18 protein-coding genes are annotated in these 12,381 nt (G+C 60.8%); 11 read left to right on the forward strand and 7 right to left on the reverse strand.

Features of this window, described 5'->3' with window-relative positions; all coding sequences use genetic code 11:
- Positions 1 to 73 precede the first annotated feature (73 nt).
- Positions 74 to 637 carry a YqgE/AlgH family protein gene (locus ACJ8QF_RS16490; RefSeq protein WP_004937452.1) on the forward strand — a complete coding sequence of 188 codons (564 nt, stop codon included), beginning with the start codon at positions 74 to 76 and terminating at the stop codon, positions 635 to 637.
- Entirely contained in the window at positions 637 to 1,059 is a 423-nt protein-coding gene (gene ruvX / locus ACJ8QF_RS16495; protein ID WP_103830044.1) for a Holliday junction resolvase RuvX, read from the forward strand. The genes ACJ8QF_RS16490 and ruvX overlap by 1 nt, the downstream gene beginning before the upstream one ends.
- On the opposite strand, the gene ACJ8QF_RS16500 is transcribed toward ruvX, so the two are convergent.
- Positions 1,056 to 2,078, reverse strand: coding sequence for a type IV pilus twitching motility protein PilT (locus ACJ8QF_RS16500; protein WP_131165516.1), 1,023 nt, complete (start codon positions 2,076 to 2,078; stop codon positions 1,056 to 1,058). The two genes, ruvX and ACJ8QF_RS16500, sit on opposite strands and share 4 nt — an antisense overlap.
- A 20-nt stretch (positions 2,079 to 2,098) precedes the next feature.
- On the opposite strand from ACJ8QF_RS16500, the gene ACJ8QF_RS16505 reads away from it, so the two are divergent.
- From ACJ8QF_RS16505 to hemW, 6 genes are read left to right on the forward strand one after another with little or no spacing between them, the layout of a single operon-like run.
- The gene (locus ACJ8QF_RS16505; RefSeq protein WP_004937443.1) at positions 2,099 to 2,806 is read left to right on the forward strand and encodes a YggS family pyridoxal phosphate-dependent enzyme; all 708 of its coding nucleotides are present in this window, start codon (positions 2,099 to 2,101) and stop codon (positions 2,804 to 2,806) included.
- 19 nt (positions 2,807 to 2,825) lie between these two features.
- Positions 2,826 to 3,647: a pyrroline-5-carboxylate reductase gene (gene proC, locus ACJ8QF_RS16510; protein ID WP_442537692.1), complete on the forward strand. Its 822-nt coding sequence runs from the start codon at positions 2,826 to 2,828 to the stop codon at positions 3,645 to 3,647.
- Between the two features lie 31 nt (positions 3,648 to 3,678).
- Complete coding sequence (locus ACJ8QF_RS16515) at positions 3,679 to 4,233, forward strand: YggT family protein (protein WP_004937436.1); 555 nt, start codon at positions 3,679 to 3,681, stop codon at positions 4,231 to 4,233.
- Positions 4,230 to 4,520: a DUF167 family protein YggU gene (gene yggU, locus ACJ8QF_RS16520; protein WP_004948014.1), complete on the forward strand. Its 291-nt coding sequence runs from the start codon at positions 4,230 to 4,232 to the stop codon at positions 4,518 to 4,520. The genes ACJ8QF_RS16515 and yggU overlap by 4 nt, the downstream gene beginning before the upstream one ends.
- A gap of 17 nt (positions 4,521 to 4,537) precedes the next feature.
- The gene (locus ACJ8QF_RS16525) at positions 4,538 to 5,131 is read left to right on the forward strand and encodes an XTP/dITP diphosphatase (protein WP_325962499.1); all 594 of its coding nucleotides are present in this window, start codon (positions 4,538 to 4,540) and stop codon (positions 5,129 to 5,131) included.
- Positions 5,124 to 6,266: a radical SAM family heme chaperone HemW gene (gene hemW, locus ACJ8QF_RS16530; protein WP_048796774.1), complete on the forward strand. Its 1,143-nt coding sequence runs from the start codon at positions 5,124 to 5,126 to the stop codon at positions 6,264 to 6,266. The genes ACJ8QF_RS16525 and hemW overlap by 8 nt, the downstream gene beginning before the upstream one ends.
- A gap of 36 nt (positions 6,267 to 6,302) precedes the next feature.
- On the opposite strand, the gene ACJ8QF_RS16535 is transcribed toward hemW, so the two are convergent.
- The 6 genes from ACJ8QF_RS16535 to trmB form a co-directional block, all read right to left on the reverse strand.
- Positions 6,303 to 6,551, reverse strand: a complete 249-nt coding sequence (locus tag ACJ8QF_RS16535) for a DUF2442 domain-containing protein (protein ID WP_004937422.1) — start codon at positions 6,549 to 6,551, stop codon at positions 6,303 to 6,305.
- The gene (locus ACJ8QF_RS16540; protein WP_004937418.1) at positions 6,535 to 6,777 is read right to left on the reverse strand and encodes a DUF4160 domain-containing protein; all 243 of its coding nucleotides are present in this window, start codon (positions 6,775 to 6,777) and stop codon (positions 6,535 to 6,537) included. The genes ACJ8QF_RS16535 and ACJ8QF_RS16540 overlap by 17 nt, the downstream gene beginning before the upstream one ends.
- 94 nt (positions 6,778 to 6,871) lie before the next feature.
- Complete coding sequence (locus ACJ8QF_RS16545) at positions 6,872 to 7,594, reverse strand: DUF2884 domain-containing protein (RefSeq protein WP_015379052.1); 723 nt, start codon at positions 7,592 to 7,594, stop codon at positions 6,872 to 6,874.
- A 30-nt stretch (positions 7,595 to 7,624) separates the two neighbouring features.
- Complete coding sequence (gene glsB, locus ACJ8QF_RS16550; RefSeq protein ID WP_004937414.1) at positions 7,625 to 8,548, reverse strand: glutaminase B; 924 nt, start codon at positions 8,546 to 8,548, stop codon at positions 7,625 to 7,627.
- Positions 8,549 to 8,643: 95 nt separating this feature from the next.
- Positions 8,644 to 8,970, reverse strand: coding sequence for a YggL family protein (locus tag ACJ8QF_RS16555; RefSeq protein WP_004937412.1), 327 nt, complete (start codon positions 8,968 to 8,970; stop codon positions 8,644 to 8,646).
- Positions 8,970 to 9,689, reverse strand: coding sequence for a tRNA (guanosine(46)-N7)-methyltransferase TrmB (gene trmB, locus ACJ8QF_RS16560; RefSeq protein ID WP_004937410.1), 720 nt, complete (start codon positions 9,687 to 9,689; stop codon positions 8,970 to 8,972). The genes ACJ8QF_RS16555 and trmB overlap by 1 nt, the downstream gene beginning before the upstream one ends.
- A 177-nt stretch (positions 9,690 to 9,866) precedes the next feature.
- Here trmB and mutY point away from each other — a divergent pair, with 177 nt between their 5' ends.
- The 3 genes from mutY to mltC all read left to right on the forward strand — a co-directional run bounded on the left by mutY (position 9,867) and on the right by mltC (position 12,376).
- Positions 9,867 to 10,967 (forward strand): A/G-specific adenine glycosylase, encoded by a 1,101-nt coding sequence (mutY, locus tag ACJ8QF_RS16565; protein ID WP_004937408.1) that lies wholly within the window; start codon positions 9,867 to 9,869, stop codon positions 10,965 to 10,967.
- On the forward strand, positions 10,964 to 11,236 hold the full coding sequence (locus ACJ8QF_RS16570) for an oxidative damage protection protein (RefSeq protein ID WP_004937404.1): 273 nt from the start codon (positions 10,964 to 10,966) through the stop codon (positions 11,234 to 11,236). The genes mutY and ACJ8QF_RS16570 overlap by 4 nt, the downstream gene beginning before the upstream one ends.
- A 63-nt stretch (positions 11,237 to 11,299) precedes the next feature.
- Complete coding sequence (gene mltC / locus ACJ8QF_RS16575) at positions 11,300 to 12,376, forward strand: membrane-bound lytic murein transglycosylase MltC (RefSeq protein ID WP_004937402.1); 1,077 nt, start codon at positions 11,300 to 11,302, stop codon at positions 12,374 to 12,376.
- The last annotated feature ends 5 nt before the right edge of the window (positions 12,377 to 12,381 follow it).

Here is a 12,381-nt window from a genome sequence, read left to right on the forward strand (position 1 = left end):
GAAAGGCGGCGGGTATAGCCGCATACTGGCGGCTGTTTATTTTCTCACCCATTGATTACCTTATACTAACGCCATGAATTTACAGCACCATTTTCTGATCGCCATGCCAACGCTGCAGGATCCTCGCTTCAAACGCTCGGTGATTTACATTTGCGAGCACAATGAAGAAGGCGCCATGGGTTTGGTGATCAATAAACCGGTGGAGCAATTCACGGTAGCCACGGTGCTGAGCAAGCTGAAGATCATGCCGCCTGCGCGCGATCCGGCCATCAGCCTGGACAAACCGGTGTTCGCCGGCGGCCCCCTGGCGGACGATCGCGGGTTTATCCTGCATACGCCGCGCCACGGCTTCGGCGCCAGCATTCAAATTTCGCCCAACACCATGATCACCACCTCGAAAGACGTGCTGGAGACGCTCGGCACCCCGGAACAACCGGACGACGTGCTGGTGGCGCTGGGCTATGCGGGTTGGGAAAAGGGCCAGTTGGAGCAGGAAGTGTTGGAAAACGCCTGGCTGACCATCGAAGCCAACACCGACATTCTGTTCCGCACGCCGATCGCCAGCCGTTGGCGCGAGGCGGGGAACCTTCTGGGCATCGACATTCGCAGCATCGCCAACCACGCAGGACACGCCTGATGAGCAACCGCACCATTATCGCCTTCGACTTCGGCACCAAAAGCATCGGCGCGGCCGTCGGCCAGGAGCTGACCGGCAGCGCCCGCGCCCTGCCGGCTTTCAAAGCGCAGGACGGTTCGCCGGACTGGCTGAAAATCGAAAAACTGCTGAAGGAGTGGCAGCCGGATTTGGTGGTGGTCGGCCTGCCGCTGAACATGGACGGCACCGAACAGCCCGTTACCGCCCAGGCGCGCAAGTTCGCCAACCGCCTGCACGGTCGCTTCGGCATTCAGATCGAGCTGCATGACGAGCGCCTGAGCACCGTGGAAGCGCGCGCCAACCTGTTCGATCGCGGCGGCTTCCGCGCGCTTGATAAAGGCAGCGTGGACTCCGCCTCCGCGGTGGTTATCCTCGAAAGCTGGTTCGAACGGCAGCTGGGTTAACCCCTCGTTCCCTCCCCCGCGCACTCCCCCAACACGCCGGCGTCGATCCGCTGCTGCAAACCTTGCTCAAAGGTTTGCATGCCGGACTGCGCGCCGGTTTGCAACACGCTCGCCAACTGATGGGTTTTCCCTTCGCGGATCAGGTTGCTGACCGCCGCCGTCGCCGTCAGCACTTCAAAGATCGCCACGCGTCCGCCGCCAGGGCGCCTCATCAGCTTTTGCGCGATCACCGCTTGCAGGCTGCCGGCCAGCTGGGCGCGCACATAGGGTTTCTCTTCCGCCGGAAACACGTCCACCAGCCGCTCCACCGCCTGCGGCGCGCTGCGGGTGTGCAGCGTCGCCAGCACCAGGTGGCCGGTCTCCGCCGCGGTGAGCGCCAGCCGGATGGTGGCGATATCGCGCAGCTCACCCAGCAGGATCACATCCGGATCTTCGCGCAGCGCGGCGCGCAACGCCGCATCGAAGCTGTGGCTGTCACGGCCGATCTCCCGCTGCTGGATCAGCGATCGCCGGCTGCGGTGCAGGAATTCGATCGGATCCTCCAGCGTCAAAACGTGCCGCGGCTGGTGCCGGTTGATCTCGTCGATCATCGCCGCCAGCGTGGTGGACTTGCCGCTGCCGGTGGCACCGGTGACCAGGATCAATCCGTCGGCGCGCCGCAGCAGCGCCGGGACGATGGCCGGCACCGCCAGCTCGGCAAGCGAAGGCGACTGCCCGGCGATACGCCGCAACGCGAGAGAAATTCCCGCGCTTTGCTGAAAAACGTTGGCCCGCAGCCGCTCCCCGCTCGGCCTGTGCAGCGCCAGATCGACCTGCCCCAGCCGCCGCAGGCTCTCGCGCTGCTGCGCATTCAGCAATCCGTCGCAGAGGGCCTGCGCGCCTTGCGCCGTCAGCGTTGGCGCCGCCGCCAGCGGCTGCAGTTCACCGTCGATGCGCAACATCGGCGGATGACCGGCACAAAGGTGCAGATCGGAAGCATTATGCTTTACACTAAGGGCCACGAATTCATCGATATCCATATCACTCTCCCGGGTCAATAATGAGCACTATCCAACAGAACCTGCAGGATGTCAGAAACCGCATCGCGGCCGCCGCGCAAAACTGCGCGCGGGCGCCAGAAGAAGTTGCCCTGCTTGCCGTCAGCAAAACCAAACCTGTGGCGGCGATCGAAGAAGCCATCGCCGCCGGCCAGCGCGCCTTCGGCGAGAACTACGTGCAGGAAGGGGTAGACAAGATCCGGCATTTCGCCGAGTCGCCGCAAAGCGGCGAGTTGGTGTGGCACTTTATCGGCCCGCTGCAATCCAATAAGAGTCGGCTGGTGGCGGAACACTTCGCCTGGTGCCATACCGTGGATCGGCTGCGCATCGCCCAGCGCTTGAGCGATCAGCGCCCGGCCGACATGCCGCCGCTCAACGTGCTGATTCAAATCAACATCAGCGACGAGCAAAGCAAATCCGGCATTGCGTTGGCCGAGCTGCCGGCGTTGGCCGAAGCGATCGCCGCGCTGCCGAACCTGACGCTGCGCGGCCTGATGGCTATTCCGGCGCCGGAAGCGGATTATCAGCGGCAGCTGGCGGTATTCAGCCGGATGAACGACGCATTTCTCGCCCTGCGTCAGCGCTATCCGCAAGCCGATACGCTGTCGATGGGCATGACGGACGATATGGCGGCGGCGATCGCTGCCGGCAGCACCCTGGTGCGCATCGGCACCGCAATTTTTGGCGCCCGCGACTACTCGCAGGCCTGACACACAGACGAGGGATTTGATGCAACATCGCAAGATTACCTTTATCGGCGCCGGCAACATGGCGCGTGCAATCATCGCCGGCCTGGTGGCGGGCGGCTATCCAGCCAAATCCATCAGCGTCTGCGCCCCTTCGCCGAAAAACCGTGATGCGCTGGCTGCAGACTACGGCATCGTCAGCAGCGGCGACAATGTCGCCTGCGCGCGTGAAGCCGAGGTGGTGGTGCTGGCGGTCAAACCGCAGATGATGGCCGACGTGTGTCAGCCGCTGCGCGAACAGGTCGACTTCAGCGGCAAGCTGGTGCTGTCGATCGCCGCCGGTATTCAGGTCAGCCGTTTCTATCAGCTGCTCGGCGACAAGCTGGACATCGTGCGCATCATGCCCAACACTCCGTCGCTGGTCGGCAAAGGCATGAGCGGGCTGTACGCGCCGGCGCAGGTCAGCCAGCGGGATCGCGATTACACCGGCGATTTAATGGCGTCGGTCGGTAAAGTTTGCTGGGTCGATGACGAAAATGGCATCAACGGCGTGATCGCCGCCGCGGGTAGCGCCCCGGCCTATTTCTTCCTGTTTATGGAAGCGATGCAAAAAGAGGCCGAGCGCATGGGCTTCGACAGCCAGACCGCGCGCGATCTGGTACAACAGGCCGCTTCCGGCGCCGCCGCATTGGTGGAAGCCAACCCGGATACGCCGCTGGGCACGCTGCGCGAGCAGGTGACCTCCAAAGGTGGCACCACTGCCGAAGCGCTGCGGGTGTTCAACGAACGCCAACTGTCGGAAACCGTGGCGCAAGCGATGCAGGCCGCCGTTTCCCGTGCCCAAGAGATGGAAAAATTATTTTAAATAACCGCGAGTTAAGGAGAAGGACCACTTCATGCTAACGCTGACTTTCCTGGTCAAGACCGTTATTGATCTGTACGTGATGGTGCTGTTGCTGCGCATTTGGATGCAGTGGGCGCGCACCGATTTTTACAACCCGTTCTCACAGTTTGTGGTGAAGATCACCCAGCCGGTGGTCGGCCCACTGCGCCGCATCATCCCGTCACTGGGGCCCATCGACAGCGCTTCGCTGCTGCTGGCGTTCCTGCTGATGACCATCAAGTACCCGCTGCTGCTGCTGATTCAGGGCGGCGCGATGTCGCTCAGCCCGTATAACCTGCTGTTCGGCCTGATCTCGCTGGTGAAGTCCGCCGGCTACCTGATCTTCTGGGTGATGATCATTCGTGCGCTGATGAGCTGGGTAAGCCAGGGCCGCAGCCCGATCGACTACGTGATGTACCAACTGACCGAACCCTTGATGGCGCCGATCCGTCGCATCATCCCGGCGATGGGCGGCATCGACTTTTCCGCCATGGTGGTGATCCTGATCCTCTATCTGATCAACTACCTGGGCATGGATCTGTTCGGTGAGATCTGGTTCCTGCTGTGAGTGCAGTCACTCCGGTGCTGGACGGGCTGGCGATCAGGCTATATATTCAGCCGAAAGCCAGCCGCGACCAAATTATCGGCTTGCATGGCGACGAACTGAAAGTCGCCATCACCGCCCCGCCGGTCGACGGCCAAGCCAACGCCCATTTGATCAAGTTTATCGCCAAGCAGTTCAAAGTGGCGAAAAGCAACGTCACCATCGAGAAAGGCGAACTGGGGCGGCATAAACAGTTACGCATCGTGAATCCGCAACAGATCCCCGCCGTGGTCGCGGCGCTCATCGAATAATTTTCAAGGTAGTCATTATGCAAAAAGTCGTTCTTGCCACCGGTAACCCGGGCAAAGTGCGCGAACTCGCCGACCTGTTGGCCGATTTCGGCCTGGACGTGGTCGCACAAACCGATCTGGGCGTGGAGTCCGCCGAAGAAACCGGCCTGACGTTTATCGAAAACGCCATTCTGAAAGCGCGCCATGCGGCACAGGTCACCGGCCTGCCGGCGATCGCCGACGACTCCGGCCTGGCGGTCGACGCGCTGGGCGGCGCGCCGGGCATCTACTCCGCGCGCTATGCCGGTGAAGATGCCGACGATCGGCAGAACCTCGACAAGCTGCTGGCGGCGTTGAAAGACGTGGCGCCGGGCCAGCGCGGCGCGCAATTCCACTGCGTGCTGGTCTATCTGCGCCATGCGGCAGACCCGACGCCGCTGGTGTTCCACGGCAGTTGGGCCGGCGAAATCACCGAGCAGGCCGCCGGTGCAGGCGGCTTCGGTTACGATCCGGTCTTCTACGTGCCGGAGCTGGGCCGCACCGCCGCCGAGCTGAGCCGCGACGAGAAGCGGGCGATTTCGCACCGCGGCAAGGCGCTGAAGCTGATGTTGGAAGCCATGCGCAATGCTTAAGCTGCCCCCGCTGAGTCTCTACATCCATATCCCATGGTGCGTGCAGAAATGCCCGTACTGCGACTTCAACTCCCATGCGCTGAAGGGTGACGTGCCGCATCAGGAGTATGTCGATCATCTGTTAGCGGATCTGGATGCCGACCTGCCGCTGGCCGGCGGCAGGGAAATCAGCACTATCTTTATCGGCGGCGGCACCCCCAGCCTGCTGAGCGCCGAGGCGATGCAGGCCTTACTGGACGGGGTGCGGGCGCGCATTCGCGTCGCCGACGACGCCGAAATCACCATGGAGGCCAATCCCGGCACCGTGGAGGCCGATCGCTTCAGCGGCTACCAGCGCGCCGGCGTCAACCGCATCTCCATCGGGGTGCAGAGCTTCAGCGCCGAGAAGCTGAACCGTCTGGGGCGCATCCACGGCCCGGAAGAGGCCAAACGCGCGGCGACTCTGGCGACCGGCCTTGGCCTGCGCAGCTTTAACCTCGATCTGATGCACGGCCTGCCGGATCAGTCGCTGGAAGAGGCGCTGGACGATTTGCGCCAGGCGATCGCCCTCAATCCGCCGCACCTGTCGTGGTATCAGCTGACCATCGAACCGAACACCCTGTTCAGTTCGCGCCCGCCGGTTTTGCCGGACGACGATGCGCTGTGGGACATCTTCGAGCGCGGCCACCAGTTGCTGAGCGCCGCCGGCTATCAGCAGTATGAAACCTCGGCCTACGCCAAGCCGGGCTACCAATGCCAGCACAATCTCAACTACTGGCGCTTCGGCGACTATCTGGGGATCGGCTGCGGCGCGCACGGCAAGGTGACCTTCAGCGACGGACGCATCCTGCGCACCGCCAAGACCAAGCACCCACGCGGCTTTATGCGCGGCGACTACATGGACAAGCAGCATGAGGTGGCGGCGGCGGATCGGCCGTTCGAGTTCTTCATGAACCGCTTCCGCTTGCTGGAAGCCGCGCCGCGCGCCGACTTCGTCAACTACACCGGGCTGGCGGAAAGCGTCATTCGCCCGCAGTTGGACGAGGCGCTGGCCAAAGGCTATCTGGAAGAAACCGCAGAGCACTGGCAGATCACCGAGAAGGGCAAACTGTTCCTCAACTCGCTGCTGGAACTGTTCCTGGCGGACGACGAGTAAAAAAAAGCGCTGAATAATCAGCGCTTTTTTTCATGTTCAGGCGGCATTATGAGGGCGATGCGTCACGTCGCCACGCCCCTTCAGCAATCCCTCAACGGAAACATCCTCGTCCAACGCATCCCAATGGATGCCGCGAGCGCTGAGTTCATACTCTGCCCGCTGTTCTTGCGTCGCATTCAACAAACGCGGAAACCAGGCCAGTGGCACGCCAATAATTCGGGCGTCGCTCAGTTCGACCCACATCGTCGCATCGTCAAAGCTGACGCGTTTAGCCGAAATACTCATGCCAAGCCTCCAAAAACAATGCCTGATAGGTATCAACCAGACCCGCCAGCTCTTTTAGCGTTCTGGCGTTAAAGCCGTCATTACGCGCCAACTGCACGCCAGGAACCAACCAGAATTTCGCTTCAGCCTCAGCGTCTCTGATATGAACATGCGGCGGCTCAAGCGGGTCACCCTCGTTGGAATAAAAAAAGAACCTGTAGCCTTTATAACGGAATATCACTGGCATCAATGCAAAATCCTTTTGCCGATTGATTATAGTTTAGCCAGTTTGTCAGATAGCCGTCGTGAGGTCAAAAACGCACGGCGGCTACGCCTATCCGTTACTTCAACGCCTTCAGCAGATCCTTGCGCTGGGTTTCCAGTGCGGTGACGCGGTTGCACACATCATGGCCGAAGTTCTGGAAGTCCTGCTCCTGATTGTTCCATTCGTTCTGGATCGCCTTCTGCAAGCCGCCCAGGTTGCCCATGATCGCCTGCAGCGGGTTACCGCCGCTGTTGGCGGCCTGTTTGACGCCCATTTCGTTCAGGCTGTCCTGCAGCACGCCGCCCATGCTCTGCTGCACGATGTTGCGGCCATCCTGTTCCACCTGGTCGATCGCCTTGTGGTGGAAGGTCAGGCCGTCGCTGCGGTGCTCGATGATGCGGTTCATCTGCTGTTTCAGCTGGCCATTCAGGGTGGTCAACCGGTTGCGCACGTTGCTGTTGCTGCCCAGCTCTTTGACGATCACTTTATCCAGCGCTGCGCGGGCTTTCTCCAGGTGTTTCTGCGCGCCGTCGTCGATCCACGGCAGTTGCTTGCGCAGCGCGCTCTGGTAACTGAAGGCTTTCTGCCGCTGGCTGTCGTTCAGGCTCAGCGCCTGGCCGTTGCGGATCACGTCGCCATCCGGCGAGATTTGCAGGTCGCCGCTGGCGCCTTTCACCTGCACGCTCTGCGGGCTGATGATCACATCGTCCTGGGGTTTAACGCTGCATTGGTACTCGGCGTGGGCCTGCGCGGCAGTCGCCGCCAGCAGCAGTAAGGCTAACCCGGTTTTCTTCAACATAGCTTCTCCTGACTCCCATCCAGACTGGGATTAAAAAATCGAACGACCGATACGTTGAGACAACAGTTCCAGCGCCGCAGTTCCCGCCAGCGAGTTGCCGGAAGCATCCAGCTCCGGCGACCAGACGACGATCGACAGCTCGTCCGGCACGATGGCCACGATGCCGCCGCCCACGCCGGACTTGCCCGGCATTCCCACCCGATAGGCGAATTCGCCGGCGCCGTCGTACATGCCGCTGGTCATCATCAGGGCGTTGATCTGCCGAGCCTGCAGCGGGCTGATCACCGCCTCGCCGCTGAGATCGCGGCCGTGATTGGCCAGATAGACGAAGCTGCGCGCCAATTCCACGCAGCTCATGCGCAGCGCGCAGTAGTGGAAATAGGTTTGCAGCACGGTGATGACGTCGTTTTCGAAGTTGCCGAACGATTTCATCAGATAGGCGATGGCCGCATTGCGATCGGAGTGTTCGAACTCGGAACGCGCCACCCGCAGGTCATAGGCCAGATCGTCTTCGCCGGCCAGCTGACGCACCACCTCCAGCATGCGCTGTTTGGGGGCACTGAGCCGGGTTTGCAGCATGTCGCACACCACCAGCGCGCCGGGGTTGATAAACGGATTGCGCGGTTTGCCCTGCTCCATCTCCAGCTGCAGCAGCGAGTTGAACGGCAGGCCGGAAGGCTCTTTGCCCACGCGCCGCCAGATCTCAGGCTCCTGATAGCGCGTCAGCGCCAGCGTCAGGCTCAGCACTTTGGAGATCGACTGGATAGAGAAGCGCTCCGCGGCGTCGCCGGCCTGGAACAGTTCGCCATCCACCGTACACACGGCGATCGCCAGCCGATCGGCGGGCACTTCTGCCAACGCAGGGATGTAGTCGGCCACTTTCCCCTGGCCAATCAGCGGGCGCACCTGTTGCAGGATCTCTTCCAGCAACGCGTTATCCAATGTTGTTACCACCTCGGTCACACTCCGGGCAAAACAAAGGCGCCGTTAAGGCACCTTAGATCAATAAAACGGCGCGGCGCGAAGCCGCGCTCATCGGGCAAGCGCGATCAATCCCACCAGATATCGAACAGATCGCTGACCTTAACGTCGGTCAGTTTGCGCGCTTCCAGCCAGTTTTTCACCAGTTCGCGATGCTCGTCGGTGCAGTGGCCGATCTTCTGCAGGCAGATCAGACCTTCCCACTGCAGGTAGCCGCTGCCGTCAAACGCCAGGCCGTTCGGCTCGATCACTTCATCGATGAAGGTATCCAGCGTGCTGTCGATGTCTTCCACCGACGTGCCTTCGGCAAAACGCCAGGCTACGGAGAAACCCAGCTCCTGAAATTCTTCAATGTGCAACTTTTTACGTAAACGACGACTGCGGTTCTTAGCCATTATTCTTTCCTCTCAAACATCAAGTCCCAAACGCCATGTCCCAGGCGCTGGCCGCGTAATTCAAATTTCGTCAGCGGGCGCGAATCCGGACGCGGCACGTAATCATTATCGCTGGAAAGATTACGGTAGCCTGCGACCCCGTTCATAACCTCTAACATATGTTCCGCATAAGGTTGCCAATCGGTAGCCATGTGGAAGACCCCGCCGGTCTTCAGCTTGCGCAGCACCAGTTCGACAAACGGCGTTTGCACGATGCGGCGCTTGTTGTGGCGCGCCTTGTGCCACGGATCGGGGAAGAACAGCTGCACCATGTCCAGCGAGCCGTCCGGGATCATGTTTTCCAGCACTTCAACCGCATCGTGGCACATCACACGCAGGTTGCTCAGCTTCGCCTCGTGGGCGTCGGCCAGGCAGGCGCCCACGCCCGGCGAGTGCACTTCGATCCCTAAAAAGTTCTGCTGCGGATTGTTGCCCGCCATGGTCACCAGCGAGGCGCCCATGCCAAAACCGATCTCCAGCACCGTCGGCGCTTCGCGGCCGAACAGCGCGGCGAGATCGACAGCGTCAGCCTGATACTCCACGCCCATCACCGGCCAATAGTTCTCCAGCGCGTGCTGCTGGCCTTTGGTCAGCCGCCCCTGGCGGCGGACAAAACTGCGGATACGGCGCATCGCGCGGCCGTTCTCATCAAATTCCGGGGAGATGACGTCATTAATCATAGTGCTTTCTGTCTGTTTGGCTGCCAATTAGGGAAACGCGCATTATGCAAAGATACATTGGTTTAGCAAGTGTTCATCTTCTGTACCCGCCGTGCGGCGTCGGAAAGTTCCGGTTTACAGCATCATGACTCTATGCTGCAATCTCGCTTCATTTTCTGCCGGATAACGACGCTGCTCATGATGCAAGCACAACAATTCGCACAGGTGGTGCTTGACTGGTACCAGCGCTACGGTCGCAAGACCCTGCCGTGGCAGCTGGAGAAAACCGCCTATCAAGTATGGCTCTCCGAGGTGATGTTGCAACAGACTCAGGTTGCCACCGTCATTCCTTATTTTCAGCGCTTTATGGCCCGTTTTCCCAACGTGCGCGCGCTGGCGGAGGCTCCGCTGGACGAAGTGCTGCATCTGTGGACCGGCCTCGGCTATTACGCCCGCGCCCGCAACCTGCACAAGGCGGCGCAGACCATTGTCGCACAGCACGGCGGCGAGTTCCCGACAACCTTCGCAGAAATCGCCGATTTACCGGGCGTCGGCCGCTCCACCGCCGGCGCGGTGCTGTCGTTGGCGCTGGGCCAACACTATCCGATCCTCGACGGCAACGTGAAGCGCGTGCTGGCTCGCTGCTACGCGGTGGAAGGCTGGCCGGGCAAGAAAGAAGTCGAAAACCGGCTGTGGAAAATCAGCGAAGAGGTCACCCCGGCGCAGGGCGTCGGCCAGTTCAACCAGGCGATGATGGATCTGGGCGCCATGGTCTGCACTCGTTCCAAGCCCAAGTGTGAACTCTGCCCGCTCAACGTCGGCTGCCTGTCTTATGCCAATCACAGCTGGGCCAACTACCCCGGCAAGAAACCCAAACAGACCCTGCCGGAAAAAACCGCCTACTTCTTATTGCTGCAGCACGGCGACCGCGTGTGGCTGGAGCAGCGCCCGGCGGTGGGCCTGTGGGGCGGCCTGTTCTGCTTCCCACAGTTCAGCGCGCGCGTGGATTTGGAACTCTGGCTGCAGCAGCGCGGTCTGAAAGGCAAGCGCCTGGAACAGCTGACCGCGTTTCGCCACACGTTCAGCCATTTCCATCTCGATATCGTGCCGATGTGGCTGTCGCTCGACGCGGCGGGCAGCGGCATGGATGAGGGCGCGGGTCTCTGGTATAACTTAGCGCAGCCGCCGTCGGTCGGGCTGGCAGCGCCGGTGGATCGCCTGTTGCAACAGCTGGCGAAGCAGCCCCCGATCCAACAAAACTTATATGGCGATAGCGCCATCGACGAGGAATTAGCATGAGCCGCACCATTTTTTGTACTTTCCTGCAGCGCGACGCCGAGGGCCAGGACTTCCAGCTTTATCCCGGCGACGTCGGCAAGCGCATCTACAACGAGATCTCCAAGGAAGCCTGGGGCGAGTGGATGAAGAAGCAGACCATGCTGATCAACGAGAAGAAGCTGAACATGATGAACGTGGATGATCGCAAACTGCTGGAAGAGGAAATGATCAAGTTCCTGTTCGAAGGGCACGACGTGCACATCGAAGGCTATACGCCGCCGAGCGAATAACGCTGTTGGGGCCAGGCGCTGGCCCGCTTCAATCCTCTTATACTTCTTCCAAACGGCTTTAAGATGAAGAAAATTTTAGCTTTGCTCGTAATAGCGCCTTTGCTGATCTCCTGTTCCGGCAAAAAAAGTGAAGAAATCAACGAAGCCTGGATCAAAGACACCAACGGCTTCGACATTCTGATGGGGCAATTCGCTCACAACATCGAGAACATCTGGGGTCTGAACGAAGTTCTGATCGCCGGGCCGAAAGACTACGTCAAATATACCGACCAATACCAAACCCGCAGCCACATCAACTTCGATACCGGTGCCATCACCATCGAAACCATCGCCACCACCGATCCGGCCGCGCACCTGCGCCAGGCGATCATCAGCACGCTGCTGATGGGTGACGATCCGGGTTCCATCGATCTCTATTCCGACGCCAACGATATCCAGATCAGCAAAGAGCCGTTTCTGTACGGCCAGGTGCTGGATAACAAAGGCGCGCCGATCCGCTGGGAATGGCGCGCGGCGCACTTTGCCGATTACCTGCTGCAGACCAAGCTGCAAAAACGCACCTCCGGCCTGCACGTCATCTACTCGGTCACCATCCAGCTGGTGCCAAACCACCTGGACAAACGTGCGCATAAATATCTGCCGATGGTGCGCAAGGCGTCGGAAAAATACGGCGTAGACGAGTCGCTGATCCTGGCGATCATGCAGACCGAATCGAGCTTCAACCCCTATGCGGTGAGCGGTTCGGACGCGCTGGGCCTGATGCAGGTGGTGCAGCACACCGCCGGTAAGGATGTGTTCCAGATGCGCGGCAAATGGGGCACCCCGAGCCGCAGCTACCTGTTCGATCCGGAGAACAACATCGACACCGGCACCGCCTACCTGGCGATCCTGCAGAACAACTACCTGGGCGGCATTCAGAACCCGACCTCGCGCCGCTATGCGGTGATCACCGCCTACAACGGCGGCGCCGGCAGCGTGCTGCGGGTGTTCTCCAGCGACAGGACGCGCGCGGTGGGCATCATCAACGGCATGCAGCCGGGCGACGTGTACCAAACGCTGACCACCAAACACCCGGCCGCCGAGTCGCGCCGCTATCTGGTGAAAGTGAATACCGCGCAGAAGAGCTACCGCAGAAAGTAGCGCTT

This window comes from Serratia sp. CY81684 (assembly GCF_052166595.1).
In the GTDB taxonomy this organism is placed as follows: domain Bacteria; phylum Pseudomonadota; class Gammaproteobacteria; order Enterobacterales; family Enterobacteriaceae; genus Serratia; species Serratia nematodiphila.